Source organism: Pseudomonas sp. GM55 (assembly GCF_000282395.1).
GTDB classification, from domain to species: domain Bacteria; phylum Pseudomonadota; class Gammaproteobacteria; order Pseudomonadales; family Pseudomonadaceae; genus Aquipseudomonas; species Aquipseudomonas fluorescens_CC.
The window spans coordinates 54,892-68,254 of sequence record NZ_AKJJ01000045.1 but is presented as its reverse complement, the minus strand read 5'-3'; the positions used below and the strand labels follow the sequence as shown (position 1 = coordinate 68,254).

General features: G+C 54.8%; 24 protein-coding genes. All 24 read left to right on the top strand.

What is annotated here, in order from left to right; translation table 11 throughout:
* Positions 1 to 98 precede the first annotated feature (98 nt).
* The 24 genes from rpsL to rpmD all read left to right on the top strand — a co-directional run bounded on the left by rpsL (position 99) and on the right by rpmD (position 13,361).
* Positions 99 to 470, top strand: coding sequence for a 30S ribosomal protein S12 (gene rpsL / locus PMI31_RS11585; RefSeq protein ID WP_003186084.1), 372 nt, complete (start codon positions 99 to 101; stop codon positions 468 to 470).
* 108 nt (positions 471 to 578) lie between these two features.
* The gene (gene rpsG / locus PMI31_RS11580) at positions 579 to 1,052 is read left to right on the top strand and encodes a 30S ribosomal protein S7 (RefSeq protein ID WP_007970418.1); all 474 of its coding nucleotides are present in this window, start codon (positions 579 to 581) and stop codon (positions 1,050 to 1,052) included.
* 30 nt (positions 1,053 to 1,082) lie between these two features.
* A complete protein-coding gene (fusA, locus tag PMI31_RS11575) occupies positions 1,083 to 3,188 on the top strand; it encodes an elongation factor G (RefSeq protein ID WP_008018196.1) in 2,106 nt (701 codons plus the stop codon).
* Between the two features lie 30 nt (positions 3,189 to 3,218).
* On the top strand, positions 3,219 to 4,412 hold the full coding sequence (gene tuf, locus PMI31_RS11570) for an elongation factor Tu (RefSeq protein WP_008018195.1): 1,194 nt from the start codon (positions 3,219 to 3,221) through the stop codon (positions 4,410 to 4,412).
* A gap of 158 nt (positions 4,413 to 4,570) precedes the next feature.
* Positions 4,571 to 4,882 (top strand): 30S ribosomal protein S10, encoded by a 312-nt coding sequence (rpsJ, locus tag PMI31_RS11565; RefSeq protein ID WP_003186070.1) that lies wholly within the window; start codon positions 4,571 to 4,573, stop codon positions 4,880 to 4,882.
* A gap of 80 nt (positions 4,883 to 4,962) precedes the next feature.
* A complete protein-coding gene (gene rplC / locus PMI31_RS11560) occupies positions 4,963 to 5,598 on the top strand; it encodes a 50S ribosomal protein L3 (RefSeq protein WP_007955641.1) in 636 nt (211 codons plus the stop codon).
* 12 nt (positions 5,599 to 5,610) lie between these two features.
* Positions 5,611 to 6,213: a 50S ribosomal protein L4 gene (gene rplD / locus PMI31_RS11555; protein WP_003228735.1), complete on the top strand. Its 603-nt coding sequence runs from the start codon at positions 5,611 to 5,613 to the stop codon at positions 6,211 to 6,213.
* Positions 6,210 to 6,509 (top strand): 50S ribosomal protein L23, encoded by a 300-nt coding sequence (rplW, locus tag PMI31_RS11550; RefSeq protein ID WP_002555488.1) that lies wholly within the window; start codon positions 6,210 to 6,212, stop codon positions 6,507 to 6,509. The genes rplD and rplW overlap by 4 nt, the downstream gene beginning before the upstream one ends.
* Before the next feature lie 14 nt (positions 6,510 to 6,523).
* Positions 6,524 to 7,348, top strand: a complete 825-nt coding sequence (rplB, locus tag PMI31_RS11545) for a 50S ribosomal protein L2 (protein ID WP_008018194.1) — start codon at positions 6,524 to 6,526, stop codon at positions 7,346 to 7,348.
* A 16-nt stretch (positions 7,349 to 7,364) separates the two neighbouring features.
* Positions 7,365 to 7,640: a 30S ribosomal protein S19 gene (gene rpsS / locus PMI31_RS11540; protein WP_002555486.1), complete on the top strand. Its 276-nt coding sequence runs from the start codon at positions 7,365 to 7,367 to the stop codon at positions 7,638 to 7,640.
* 11 nt (positions 7,641 to 7,651) lie between these two features.
* Positions 7,652 to 7,984, top strand: coding sequence for a 50S ribosomal protein L22 (rplV, locus tag PMI31_RS11535; protein WP_003103908.1), 333 nt, complete (start codon positions 7,652 to 7,654; stop codon positions 7,982 to 7,984).
* A gap of 13 nt (positions 7,985 to 7,997) precedes the next feature.
* Positions 7,998 to 8,684: a 30S ribosomal protein S3 gene (rpsC, locus tag PMI31_RS11530; protein WP_007970424.1), complete on the top strand. Its 687-nt coding sequence runs from the start codon at positions 7,998 to 8,000 to the stop codon at positions 8,682 to 8,684.
* A gap of 12 nt (positions 8,685 to 8,696) precedes the next feature.
* Positions 8,697 to 9,110, top strand: coding sequence for a 50S ribosomal protein L16 (rplP, locus tag PMI31_RS11525; protein ID WP_003228729.1), 414 nt, complete (start codon positions 8,697 to 8,699; stop codon positions 9,108 to 9,110).
* Entirely contained in the window at positions 9,110 to 9,301 is a 192-nt protein-coding gene (gene rpmC / locus PMI31_RS11520) for a 50S ribosomal protein L29 (protein WP_002555481.1), read from the top strand. Before rplP ends, rpmC begins: the two co-directional genes overlap by 1 nt.
* A 2-nt stretch (positions 9,302 to 9,303) precedes the next feature.
* Complete coding sequence (gene rpsQ, locus PMI31_RS11515; protein ID WP_003176419.1) at positions 9,304 to 9,570, top strand: 30S ribosomal protein S17; 267 nt, start codon at positions 9,304 to 9,306, stop codon at positions 9,568 to 9,570.
* Positions 9,571 to 9,593: 23 nt separating this feature from the next.
* Complete coding sequence (gene rplN / locus PMI31_RS11510) at positions 9,594 to 9,962, top strand: 50S ribosomal protein L14 (protein WP_002555479.1); 369 nt, start codon at positions 9,594 to 9,596, stop codon at positions 9,960 to 9,962.
* Positions 9,963 to 9,973: 11 nt separating this feature from the next.
* Entirely contained in the window at positions 9,974 to 10,288 is a 315-nt protein-coding gene (gene rplX, locus PMI31_RS11505) for a 50S ribosomal protein L24 (RefSeq protein WP_003176416.1), read from the top strand.
* Between the two features lie 22 nt (positions 10,289 to 10,310).
* The gene (gene rplE / locus PMI31_RS11500) at positions 10,311 to 10,850 is read left to right on the top strand and encodes a 50S ribosomal protein L5 (protein WP_003210069.1); all 540 of its coding nucleotides are present in this window, start codon (positions 10,311 to 10,313) and stop codon (positions 10,848 to 10,850) included.
* Positions 10,851 to 10,863: 13 nt separating this feature from the next.
* A complete protein-coding gene (gene rpsN, locus PMI31_RS11495) occupies positions 10,864 to 11,169 on the top strand; it encodes a 30S ribosomal protein S14 (RefSeq protein ID WP_003176414.1) in 306 nt (101 codons plus the stop codon).
* A 209-nt stretch (positions 11,170 to 11,378) separates the two neighbouring features.
* Positions 11,379 to 11,771: a 30S ribosomal protein S8 gene (rpsH, locus tag PMI31_RS11490; protein ID WP_003186040.1), complete on the top strand. Its 393-nt coding sequence runs from the start codon at positions 11,379 to 11,381 to the stop codon at positions 11,769 to 11,771.
* Between the two features lie 12 nt (positions 11,772 to 11,783).
* Positions 11,784 to 12,317, top strand: a complete 534-nt coding sequence (rplF, locus tag PMI31_RS11485; RefSeq protein ID WP_003176412.1) for a 50S ribosomal protein L6 — start codon at positions 11,784 to 11,786, stop codon at positions 12,315 to 12,317.
* Positions 12,318 to 12,327: 10 nt separating this feature from the next.
* Positions 12,328 to 12,678 carry a 50S ribosomal protein L18 gene (gene rplR, locus PMI31_RS11480; RefSeq protein WP_003186037.1) on the top strand — a complete coding sequence of 117 codons (351 nt, stop codon included), beginning with the start codon at positions 12,328 to 12,330 and terminating at the stop codon, positions 12,676 to 12,678.
* Between the two features lie 3 nt (positions 12,679 to 12,681).
* A complete protein-coding gene (gene rpsE / locus PMI31_RS11475) occupies positions 12,682 to 13,182 on the top strand; it encodes a 30S ribosomal protein S5 (RefSeq protein WP_003186035.1) in 501 nt (166 codons plus the stop codon).
* 2 nt (positions 13,183 to 13,184) lie between these two features.
* Positions 13,185 to 13,361, top strand: a complete 177-nt coding sequence (gene rpmD, locus PMI31_RS11470) for a 50S ribosomal protein L30 (protein WP_003176408.1) — start codon at positions 13,185 to 13,187, stop codon at positions 13,359 to 13,361.
* Positions 13,362 to 13,363: the final 2 nt, after the last annotated feature.

Below are 13,363 nucleotides of genomic sequence, written 5' to 3'. Positions count from 1 at the left end.
TTAGACTCTTGTACCCCTAAATTTGGCGGGAATTCGTTCCTGCCATTTTGCTTTTCTTGCAAGACAATAGCGTCGCAAGACAACAGTGGAGCTAGTAGATGGCAACTATCAACCAGCTGGTACGTCAGCCGCGTAAGCGTATCGTCGAGAAATCCGACGTGCCTGCGCTGCAGAACTGCCCGCAACGCCGTGGCGTGTGCACCCGTGTGTACACCACCACGCCGAAAAAACCTAACTCGGCACTGCGTAAAGTATGCCGTGTGCGTCTGACCAACGGTTTCGAGGTTTCCTCGTACATCGGTGGTGAAGGCCACAACCTGCAAGAGCACAGCGTGGTACTGATCCGCGGCGGTCGTGTAAAAGACTTGCCAGGTGTTCGTTATCACACCGTTCGCGGTTCGTTGGATACTTCCGGTGTTAAAGGTCGTAACCAGGGTCGTTCGAAGTACGGTACCAAGCGTCCGAAGTAATCGGCCGTTTTGCAGTTTTTAATTTTATTGAGTCGATAAGAGTAAGGTCGGGCACGTATCCACAGGATCTGTCCCGGGCTAACCTGAAGACCGTTTGAGGGCTTATCAATGCCAAGACGTCGCGTAGCAGCCAAGCGTGAGATTCTGGACGATCCGAAATACGGAAGCCAAATCCTCGCCAAATTCATGAACCACGTAATGGAAAGCGGCAAGAAAGCCGTTGCCGAGCGTATCGTTTATGGTGCCCTGGATACCGTGAAGGCTCGTAAGGCCGGCACCGATCCCCTGGAACTCTTCGAAAAAGCACTCGACGCCATCGCTCCGCTGGTCGAAGTGAAGTCGCGCCGCGTTGGTGGTGCTACTTACCAGGTTCCGGTCGAGGTTCGTCCTTCCCGTCGTAACGCTCTGGCAATGCGCTGGCTGGTAGACTTCGCCCGTAAGCGTGGCGAGAAGTCCATGGCTCTGCGTTTGGCTGGCGAACTGTTGGACGCCGCCGAAGGTAAAGGTGCTGCAGTTAAGAAGCGTGAAGACGTGCACCGTATGGCTGAAGCCAACAAGGCTTTCTCGCACTACCGCTTCTAATTCTAGCGTCACTCATTTTGCGAGGGCTTTATGGCTCGTACTACACCGATTAATCGCTACCGTAACATCGGTATCGTTGCTCACGTGGATGCTGGTAAAACCACCACCACCGAGCGCGTCCTTTTTTACACTGGCAAAAGCCACAAGATGGGCGAAGTGCATGACGGCGCTGCGACCACTGACTGGATGGTTCAGGAGCAGGAGCGTGGTATTACCATTACTTCTGCTGCCATTACCGCCTTCTGGCAGGGTTCCGCCAAGCAGCACAAGGACCAGTACCGCTTCAACGTCATCGATACCCCGGGTCACGTAGACTTCACTATTGAGGTTGAGCGTTCCCTGCGTGTACTCGACGGCGCGGTCGTTGTGTTCTGCGGCACTTCCGGCGTTGAGCCTCAGTCCGAAACCGTATGGCGTCAAGCCAACAAGTACGGCGTTCCACGTATCGTTTACGTGAACAAGATGGACCGTGCCGGTGCGAACTTCCTGCGTGTGATCGCTCAGATCAAGCAGCGTCTGGGTCACACTCCGGTGCCGATCCAGTTGGCTATCGGTTCCGAAGACAACTTCCAGGGTCAGATCGATCTGATGACCATGGAAGCGGTTTACTGGAACGACGCTGACAAGGGCATGACTCCACGTCGCGAAGCCATCCCTGCTGAGCTGCAGGAACTGGCTGAAGAGTGGCGCAACAACATGGTAGAGGCTGCGGCCGAAGCCAGCGAAGAGCTGATGAACAAGTACCTCGAGGGTGAAGAACTCTCCATCGAGGAAATCAAGGCCGCTCTGCGTCAGCGTACTATCGCTGGTGAGATCGTTCTGGCTGTTTGCGGTTCTTCCTTCAAGAACAAGGGTGTTCCCCTGGTTCTCGACGCCGTTATCGACTACCTGCCGGCTCCGACCGACATTCCTGCCATCAAGGGTACCGACCCGGATGACGAGGAAAAGCAAATGGAGCGTCATGCAGACGACAACGAGCCGTTCTCGGCTCTGGCGTTCAAGATCGCTACCGACCCATTCGTGGGTACCTTGACCTTCGTTCGCGTTTACTCGGGCGTGTTGGCCTCCGGCGACGGCGTGATCAACTCGGTCAAAGGCAAGAAAGAGCGCGTGGGTCGTATGGTGCAAATGCACGCAAACGCCCGTGAAGAGATCAAGGAAGTACGCGCTGGTGACATCGCGGCCCTGATCGGCATGAAGGACGTCACCACTGGTGAAACCTTGTGCAACGCTGACAAGCCAATCATCCTGGTTCGCATGGACTTCCCGGAGCCGGTTATTTCGGTTGCCGTAGAGCCTAAGACCAAGGATGACCAGGAAAAAATGGGTATCGCTCTGGGCAAACTTGCTCAGGAAGACCCGTCTTTCCGCGTCAAGACTGATGAAGAGACTGGTCAAACGATCATCTCCGGCATGGGCGAGCTGCACCTGGACATCCTGGTTGACCGGATGCGCCGTGAGTTCAACGTCGAAGCCAACATCGGTAAGCCTCAGGTTTCGTATCGTGAGCGCATCACGAAGAACTGCGAAATCGAAGGCAAGTTCGTTCGTCAGTCCGGCGGTCGTGGCCAGTTCGGTCATTGCTGGATTCGCTTTGCTCCTGCTGACGAAGGTCAGGAAGGTCTGCAATTCCTGAACGAAGTAGTGGGTGGTGTGGTTCCTAAGGAATACATCCCGGCTATCCAGAAGGGTATCGAAGAGCAGATGAAGAACGGCGTTGTTGCCGGCTATCCGCTGATCGGCCTGAAGGCTACCGTGTTTGATGGTTCTTACCACGACGTCGACTCGAACGAGATGGCGTTTAAGGTGGCTGCTTCCATGGCGACCAAGCAACTGGCCCAGAAGGGCGGCGGTGAGTTGCTTGAACCGATCATGGCGGTAGAGGTTGTTACGCCTGAAGACTATATGGGTGACGTGATGGGCGATCTTAACCGTCGTCGCGGCATGATCTTGGGTATGGAAGACACGGTCTCCGGCAAAGTAATTCGTGCCGAAGTTCCGCTGGGCGAGATGTTCGGTTATGCGACCGACGTTCGTTCCATGTCCCAGGGTCGCGCAAGCTACTCTATGGAATTCAAAAAATACAATACGGCTCCGTCGCACATCGTCGAAACCGTTACCAAAAAACAAGGCTGATTCAGTCCTTTAGGCAAGGAGTTAATTGTCGTGGCTAAAGAAAAATTTGATCGTTCCCTACCGCACGTCAACGTTGGCACCATCGGTCACGTTGACCACGGTAAAACCACTCTGACCGCAGCTCTGACTCGCGTCTGCTCCGAAGTTTTCGGTTCGGCCGTAGTTGAATTCGATAAGATCGATAGCGCGCCAGAAGAAAAAGCTCGCGGTATCACCATCAACACCGCGCACGTCGAGTACAACTCGAACATTCGTCACTACGCTCACGTTGACTGCCCAGGTCACGCTGACTACGTGAAGAACATGATCACTGGTGCTGCCCAGATGGACGGCGCGATCCTGGTTTGCTCGGCCGCTGATGGTCCGATGCCACAAACCCGTGAGCACATCCTGCTGTCCCGTCAGGTAGGCGTTCCGTACATCGTGGTCTTCCTGAACAAGGCTGACCTGGTAGACGACGCTGAGCTGCTGGAACTGGTTGAGATGGAAGTTCGCGACCTGCTGTCCACCTACGACTTCCCAGGCGACGACACTCCGATCATCATCGGTTCGGCTCGTATGGCGCTGGAAGGCAAAGACGATAACGAAATGGGCACCAGCGCTGTTCGCAAGCTGGTTGAAACTCTGGATACCTACATCCCAGAGCCAGAGCGTGCTATCGACAAGCCATTCCTGATGCCAATCGAAGACGTATTCTCGATCTCCGGTCGCGGTACTGTTGTGACTGGTCGTATCGAGCGCGGTATCGTTCGCGTTCAAGATGCACTGGAAATCGTTGGTCTGCGTGACACCACCACCACCACCTGCACCGGTGTTGAAATGTTCCGCAAACTGCTCGACGAAGGTCGTGCTGGCGAGAACTGCGGCGTTCTGCTGCGTGGTACCAAGCGTGACGACGTTGAGCGTGGCCAGGTTCTGGTTAAGCCAGGTTCGGTTAAGCCGCACACCAAGTTCACCGCAGAAGTTTACGTTCTGAGCAAGGAAGAAGGCGGCCGTCACACTCCGTTCTTCAAAGGCTACCGTCCACAGTTCTACTTCCGTACTACTGACGTGACTGGTAACTGCGAGCTGCCAGAAGGCGTTGAAATGGTAATGCCAGGTGACAACATTCAGATGACTGTTACCCTGATCAAAACCATCGCGATGGAAGACGGTCTGCGTTTCGCTATCCGTGAAGGCGGTCGTACCGTCGGCGCTGGCGTCGTAGCCAAAATCATCGAGTAAGCATCTCTTTTGAGATAGCTTCGATGCTTTGAAAAAGCCCCCGCTCAGCGGGGGCTTTTTTATTGGGTTGACACCTATCTGGGGCGTCTATAGAATTGCGCCTCCTTTTAACGGGCGTATTGCGCCCGGTGGGAATAGCAGCCGGAGTCTGAAATCCAATGCAAAATCAGCAAATCCGTATCAGGTTGAAGGCTTTCGACCATCGCCTGATCGACCAATCCACCCAGGAAATCGTGGAAACCGCGAAACGTACTGGTGCTCAAGTGCGTGGTCCAATTCCACTGCCTACCCGTAAAGAGCGGTTCACCGTTCTGGTCTCCCCGCACGTCAACAAAGACGCGCGTGACCAGTACGAGATCCGTACTCATAAGCGCGTTCTGGACATCGTCCAGCCAACGGATAAAACCGTTGATGCTCTTATGAAGCTTGATCTTGCGGCCGGTGTGGAAGTGCAGATCAGCCTCGGCTAAGACTCGGTCTTAGTCGTGTAACGCTCTGAAATGGGCGGCCATAGCGGGTGAAAGCCCCGTACACTCATGAGGTTTACAACATGACTATTGGTGTAGTCGGTCGTAAAGCGGGTATGACCCGTATTTTCACCGAAGAAGGTGTCTCCATTCCGGTCACGGTCATTGAGATCGAGCCGAATCGCGTCACCCAGTTCAAAACTGAAGAAACCGATGGCTATCGTGCAGTGCAAGTCACTGTCGGCGAGCGTCGCGCTTCGCGTGTAACAGCAGCTCAGGCTGGCCACTTCGCTAAAGCGAACGTTGCCGCTGGTCGTACCGTAATGGAATTCCGCCTTGAAGAAGGCGAGTACCAGGCCGGCGATCTGATCAACGCTGAAATCTTCGCCGCTGGTCAACTGGTTGATGTAACCGGTCAGTCCAAGGGTAAAGGCTTCCAGGGTACGATCAAGCGTTGGAATTTCCGCGGGCAAGATAACACCCACGGTAACTCCGTATCCCACCGCGTTCCAGGCTCTATCGGCCAGTGCCAGACTCCTGGTCGTGTATTCAAGGGCAAAAAAATGTCCGGTCATATGGGCGCTGAGCGCGTGACCGTGCAGTCCCTCGAAGTAGTGCGCGTGGACGCTGAACGCAATCTGTTGTTGGTCAAGGGCGCTGTTCCTGGCGCTACTGGCGGCAACTTGGTTGTACGTCCAGCAGCCAAGGCTCGCGGTTAAGGGGAAGCTGACATGCAATTAAATGTAAATGACGCTCAAGCGATCGAAGTTTCCGAACTGACATTTGGCGGCGAGTTCAACGAGACGCTGGTTCACCAAGCAGTCGTGGCCTACATGGCTGGCGGCCGTCAAGGTAGCAAGCAGCAAAAGACCCGTTCCGACGTTCGTGGTGGCGGTAAGCGCCCATGGCGTCAGAAAGGTACTGGCCGTGCTCGTGCCGGTACTATCCGTAGCCCAATCTGGCGTGGCGGTGGTACCACTTTCGCAGCTCGTCCACAGGATCACTCCCAGAAGCTGAACAAGAAGATGTATCGCGCAGCAATGCGTTCCATCCTTGCTGAGCTGGTGCGTACTGATCGTCTGGTCGTGGTTCAGGATTTCGCCGTTGAAACGCCGAAAACCAAAGACCTGCTGGGCAAACTGAACAACATGAGCCTGACCGACGTTCTGATCGTGTCGGACGCTGTTGATCAGAACCTGTACCTGGCTGCTCGTAACCTGCCACACGTAGATGTACGTGACGTGCAAGGTTCCGATCCAGTTAGTCTGATCGCATACGACAAGGTGTTGATCACCGTGTCGGCCGTGAAGAAATTCGAGGAGCTGCTGGGATGAACCAGGAACGCGTATTTAAAGTTCTGCTTGGCCCGCACGTTTCCGAGAAGGCTACGGTTCTGGCAGACAAGAAAGGCCAGTTCGTTTTCAAGGTTGCTACTGACGCAACCAAGCTGGAAATCAAGAAGGCCGTCGAAAGCCTGTTCAGCGTGAAAGTAGAGCGTGTTACTACCCTGAACGTTCTGGGTAAGAGCAAGCGCACTGCTCGCGGTCTGGGCAAGCGTAATGACTGGAAGAAGGCAGTTATCTCCCTTCAGCCAGGCCAAGATCTCGATTTCAGCAGCAGTGCTGAGTAAGGAAGGGGTGCATCATGGCAATCGTTAAATGCAAACCGACTTCCCCTGGCCGCCGTTTTGTGGTCAAGGTGGTCAACCAGGAGCTGCATAAAGGCGCTCCTCACGCACCGCTGCTCGAGAAGAAATCGAAGACTGGTGGTCGTAACAACAATGGCCGTATTACCACTCGTCACATCGGTGGTGGTCATAAGCAGCATTACCGTATGGTCGATTTCCGTCGCAACGACAAAGATGGCATCGTCGCCACTGTCGAGCGTATCGAATACGATCCAAACCGTACTGCTCACATCGCACTGCTCTGCTACGCAGACGGCGAGCGCCGCTACATCATCGCCCCTAAAGGCGTGAGTGCTGGCGACACGCTGATCGCAGGTGCCCTGGCTCCAATCAAGCCAGGCAACGCTCTGCAACTGCGCAACATTCCAGTCGGTTCTACCGTACACGGCATCGAACTGAAGCCAGGTAAAGGCGCACAGATCGCTCGTTCCGCTGGTGCTTCGGCTCAGCTGATCGCTCGTGAAGGCGTGTACGTTACCCTGCGTCTGCGTTCCGGTGAAATGCGTAAAGTCCTGGCTGAATGCCGTGCGACCCTGGGCGAAGTCTCGAACTCCGAGCACAGCCTGCGTTCGCTGGGTAAAGCTGGTGCCAAGCGCTGGCGTGGCGTTCGCCCAACCGTTCGTGGTGTTGCCATGAACCCGGTTGACCACCCACATGGTGGTGGTGAAGGTCGTACCTCTGGTGGTCGTCATCCGGTATCGCCATGGGGCTTCCCGACTAAGGGCGCGAAGACTCGTGGTAATAAGCGTACCGACAAAATGATCGTCCGTCGTCGCAAGTAAATAGAGGGATACGACAGTGCCACGTTCTCTGAAAAAAGGTCCTTTTATCGATCTTCACCTACTGAAGAAGATCGAAGTGGCGGCGGAAAAGAACGATCGCAAACCAGTGAAAACCTGGTCGCGTCGTTCGATGATCCTGCCACAAATGGTCGGTCTGACCATCGCAGTACACAACGGTCGTCAGCACGTCCCAGTTCTCGTGAACGAAGACATGGTCGGCCACAAACTGGGCGAGTTCGCCGGTACCCGCACTTATCGCGGGCACGTGGCAGACAAGAAAGCCAAGCGTTAAGGGGTTAGGAAATGGAAGTAGCCGCTAAGTTGTCGGGCGCTCGAATCTCCGCCCAGAAAGCCCGCTTGGTCGCCGACCAGATCCGCGGGAAGAAGGTGGGCGAAGCGCTCAACCTGTTGGCTTTCAGCAGTAAGAAAGCCGCCGAGATCATGAAGAAAGTGCTGGAGTCGGCCGTAGCCAACGCCGAGCATAACGAAGGCGCAGACGTTGATGACCTGAAGGTCAGCACTGTTTTCGTCAACGAAGGGCGTTCGCTGAAGCGCATCATGCCACGTGCCAAAGGCCGTGCTGATCGCATCGTCAAGCGGTCTTGCCATATCACTGTCAAGGTTGCTGACAAGTAACGGAGTCGAAGAGATGGGTCAGAAAGTACATCCCATTGGCATTCGCCTGGGAATCGTCAAGGAGCACACCTCCGTCTGGTACGCAGACGGTCGGACTTATGCGGACTATTTGCTCGCAGATCTGAATGTGCGTGAGTACCTCCAAGACAAACTAAAAAGCGCGTCCGTAAGCCGTATCGATATCCATCGTCCGGCCCAAACTGCACGCATCACCATCCACACCGCTCGTCCAGGTATCGTTATCGGGAAGAAAGGTGAAGATGTTGAGAAACTGCGTCAGGACCTGACCAAGCAAATGGGTGTGCCTGTGCACATCAATATCGAAGAGATCCGCAAGCCGGAGCTCGACGGTATGCTGGTTGCGCAGAGCGTAGCTCAGCAGCTGGAGCGTCGCGTAATGTTCCGTCGTGCCATGAAGCGCGCCGTACAGAACGCCATGCGCATTGGTGCCAAAGGCATCAAAATCCAAGTGAGCGGTCGTCTCGGCGGTGCTGAAATCGCACGTACTGAATGGTATCGCGAAGGTCGTGTGCCATTGCACACCCTGCGTGCCGACATCGACTATGCCAACTACGAAGCTCACACCACTTACGGTGTGATCGGTGTAAAGGTTTGGATCTTCAAAGGCGAAGTAATTGGTGGTCGCCAAGAAGAACTGAAACCACAAGCACCAGCGCCTCGTAAAAAAGCTGCTAAGTAAGGGGTACGCCAAATGTTGCAACCAAAGCGTACGAAGTTCCGCAAGCAAATGACTGGTCACAACCGTGGCCTGGCATTGCGCGGTAGCAAAGTCAGCTTCGGCGAGTTCGCGCTGAAGTCTGTTGCTCGTGGTCGTCTCACCGCTCGTCAGATCGAGTCAGCGCGTCGTGCTCTGACCCGTCACGTAAAACGTGGCGGCAAGATCTGGATCCGTGTATTCCCGGACAAGCCGATCTCCAAAAAACCTCTCGAGGTTCGGATGGGTAAAGGTAAGGGTAACGTGGAATACTGGGTAGCCCAGATTCAGCCAGGCAAAGTCCTGTATGAAATCGAGGGTGTTTCTGAAGAGCTGGCGCGTGAGGCTTTCGCCCTGGCTGCTGCAAAGCTGCCGCTCGCCACCTCCTTTGTTAAACGGACGGTGATGTGATGAAAGCGAATGAACTTCGTGAAAAATCCGCACAGCAGCTGAACGAGCAACTGCTCGGCCTGCTGCGCGACCAGTTCAATCTGCGTATGCAGAAAGCAACTGGCCAGTTGGGGCAGTCTCATCTGCTCTCGCAAGTTAAGCGTGACATCGCTCGCGTGAAGACTGTGCTCAACCAGCAGGCAGGTAAGTGATCATGGCTGAAGCCGAAAAGACTGTCCGTACGCTGACTGGCCGTGTTGTCAGCGACAAGATGGACAAAACCATCACCGTTCTGATCGAGCGTCGCGTTAAGCACCCGATCTACGGTAAATACGTTAAGCGTTCGACTAAGCTGCACGCGCACGACGAAACCAATCAGTGCCACATCGGCGACAAAGTCACTATTCGTGAAACTCGTCCTTTGGCCAAGACCAAGTCTTGGGCGCTGGTTGATGTTCTCGAACGCGCTGTGGAAGTCTAAGGACTAGGGGTCGGAGAAATTATATGATTCAGACTCAATCCATGCTCGATGTGGCCGATAACAGCGGCGCTCGCCGCGTTATGTGCATCAAGGTGCTGGGTGGCTCCCATCGTCGTTACGCTGGTATCGGTGACATCATCAAAGTTACCGTCAAGGAAGCAATTCCTCGCGGTAAAGTGAAAAAAGGCCAAGTGATGACTGCTGTTGTAGTCCGCACTCGTCACGGCGTACGTCGTGCTGATGGCTCCATTATCCGCTTTGATGGCAACGCTGCTGTTCTGTTGAACAACAAGCAAGAGCCGATCGGCACCCGTATCTTTGGGCCAGTGACCCGTGAACTTCGTACTGAGAAGTTCATGAAGATCGTCTCGCTCGCCCCAGAAGTGCTGTAAGGAGATCCGACATGCAAAAGATTCGTCGTGACGACGAGATCATCGTGATCGCCGGCAAAGACAAAGGTAAGCGCGGTAAGGTGCTTAAGGTTCTCGCTAACAACCGTTTGGTTATTGGTGGTCTGAACCTGGTCAAGCGTCATACCAAGCCTAACCCGATGTCGGGCGTGCAGGGCGGTATCGTCGAAAAAGAAGCTCCACTGGATGCTTCTAACGTCGCCATTTTCAACGGCGAAACCAACAAGGCTGACCGCGTTGGTTTCAAAGTAGAAGACGGCAAGAAAATTCGTGTCTTCAAGTCGACCCAAAAAGCGGTTGATGCTTGAACACTGCTAGGTAGATGAGACCATGGCACGACTAAAAGAGATTTACCGGAAGGAAATTGCTCCGAAACTTAAGGAAGAACTTAAGCTTTCGAACGTGATGGAAGTTCCGCGCGTTACCAAAATCACCCTGAACATGGGTCTTGGCGAAGCGATCGGCGACAAAAAAGTCATCGAGCACGCTGTTGCCGACCTGGAAAAGATCACCGGCCAGAAAGTCGTTGTGACCTACGCTCGCAAATCCATCGCTGGCTTTAAAGTCCGTGAAGGTTGGCCGATCGGCGTCAAAGTGACCCTGCGCCGTGAGCGTATGTACGAGTTCCTGGATCGTCTGCTGTCGATCTCCCTGCCTCGGGTTCGCGACTTCCGCGGCCTGAATGCCAAGTCCTTCGATGGTCGTGGCAACTACAGCATGGGCGTGAAAGAGCAGATCATCTTCCCGGAAATTGACTACGACAAGATCGATGCTCTCCGCGGTCTGGACATCACCCTGACCACCACTGCCAAGAACGATGATGAAGGCCGCGCTCTGCTGCGTGCATTCAAATTCCCGTTCCGCAACTGATTGGAGTAGGACCATGGCCAAGATGAGCATGAAAAACCGCGAGCTGAAGCGTCAGCTCACGGTTGCCAAGTACGCCAAGAAGCGTGCAGCACTGAAAGCTATCATCGTTGATCTGAACGCAAGTCCAGAAGCGCGTTGGGAAGCTACAGTTGCTCTGCAGAAGCAGCCACGTGACGCAAGCGCTTCGCGCATGCGTAACCGCTGCCGCCTGACCGGTCGTCCACACGGCGTTTACCGCAAGTTCGGCCTCGGCCGTAACAAACTGCGTGAAGCGGCAATGCGTGGTGACGTACCAGGTCTGGTTAAAGCCAGCTGGTAAGTACTGTCAAAGTCTCGGCGTCCAGGTTCGCAAGATCCTGACCGCCGGTGGCCTTGAATCTGGATCAAGCCCCTTTTGGGGCTTGATTCATTTCTGGGGTGTGTCTAGAATACCCGGCTCGCCTGAGCCCGTGTTTTTCATGCCCGGAGATTCTCGGCGACACGTAATAGCCGCAAGGCTAATTTTTTTGTATTAGGAGCGTCTAGCCCATGAGTATGCAGGACCCGTTAGCGGACATGCTAACTCGTATCCGTAATGCCCAGATGGCTGAAAAGTCCGTCGTAAGCATGCCATCTTCCACGTTGAAGGTAGCTGTTGCCAAAGTCCTGAAGGACGAAGGTTACATTGCGGGTTATCAGATCAGCAGCGAAATCAAACCTCTGCTGTCCATCGAGCTGAAGTACTTCGAAGGCCGTCCGGTTATCGAAGAAGTGAAGCGCGTTAGCCGTCCAGGCCTGCGTCAGTACAAGTCCGTCGATGATCTGCCAAAAGTTCGTGGCGGTCTCGGTGTGTCTATCGTCTCCACCAACAAGGGTGTGATGACTGATCGTGCTGCGCGCGCTGCCGGTGTCGGCGGCGAAGTTCTTTGCACTGTGTTCTAAGGGGGGATAAGCATGTCTCGCGTCGCTAAGAACCCCGTTAAGCTGCCAGCCGGTGTCGAAGTAAAATTCGCAGGCCAACAGCTTTCGGTGAAGGGTGCCAAGGGCACTCTCGAACTGAACATCCACTCGTCCGTTGAGATCGTTGAAGAAGCCGGTGAGCTGCGTTTCGCTGCTCGCAATGGCGATCAACAGACTCGCGCGATGGCTGGTACCACTCGTGCGTTGGTAAACAACATGGTCCAGGGCGTAAGCCAAGGCTTCGAGCGCAAGCTCCAGCTGGTCGGTGTTGGTTACAAAGCGCAAGCAAAAGGCACAGTGCTGAACCTGGCTCTTGGCTTCTCGCACCCAGTGGATTACGAACTGCCGGAAGGCATCACCGCTGAGACTCCTAGCCAGACCGATATCCTGATCAAGGGCATCGACAAGCAGCTGGTAGGTCAAGTGGCCGCCGAGATCCGCGACTTCCGTCCACCAGAGCCGTACAAAGGCAAAGGTGTGCGCTACGCGGACGAAGTCGTCCGTCGTAAAGAAGCCAAGAAGAAGTAGGGCATAGCAAATGACCGACAAAAAAGTTACTCGACTGCGTCGCGCTCGCAAAGCACGCCTGAAAATGCACGAACTCGAAGTCGTGCGTCTCTGCGTGTTCCGCTCTTCGCAGCACATCTACGCCCAGGTCATTTCGGCCGACGGCAACAAAGTCCTGGCAAGCGCCTCGACTTTGGATAAAGAACTGCGTGATGGTGCCACCGGCAACATCGACGCGGCCACTAAGGTTGGCCAGCTGGTCGCTACGCGTGCTAAAGCCGCTGGCGTCTCGCAGGTGGCTTTCGACCGCTCTGGCTTCAAGTACCACGGCCGCGTCAAGGCGCTGGCTGATGCTGCTCGTGAAGCTGGGCTGGAGTTCTAAGTTATGTCAAATAACGACCAAAAGCGCGACGAAGGCTACATCGAGAAGCTGGTTCAAGTTAACCGCGTAGCCAAAACCGTTAAAGGCGGCCGTATCTTCACTTTCACCGCGTTGACCGTGGTTGGTGATGGTAAAGGGCGTGTTGGCTTCGGCCGTGGCAAGTCGCGTGAAGTGCCTGCTGCGATCCAGAAGGCAATGGAAGCTGCTCGCCGCAACATGATCCAGGTTGATCTGAACGGCACCACTCTGCAGTACGCAATGAAGTCCGCTCACGGCGCTTCGAAGGTGTACATGCAGCCTGCTTCTGAAGGTACCGGTATCATCGCTGGCGGCGCTATGCGTGCTGTCCTCGAAGTTGCTGGCGTTCAGAACGTTCTGGCCAAGTGCTACGGCTCGACTAACCCGGTAAACGTGGTTCACGCCACTTTCAAGGGTTTGAAAGCAATGCAGTCTCCTGAATCCATTGCCGCCAAGCGTGGCAAAAGCGTCAAGGAGATCTTCTGATCATGGCTACCGTAAAAGTTACGCTGATCAAAAGCATGACCGGCCGCATCCCTAACCACAAACTGTGCGTTAAGGGTCTGGGTCTGCGTCGCATCGGTCACACTGTAGAAGTCCAGGATACTCCCGAGAATCGCGGGATGATCAACAAGGCTTACTACATGCTGCGTGTCGAGGGTTAATC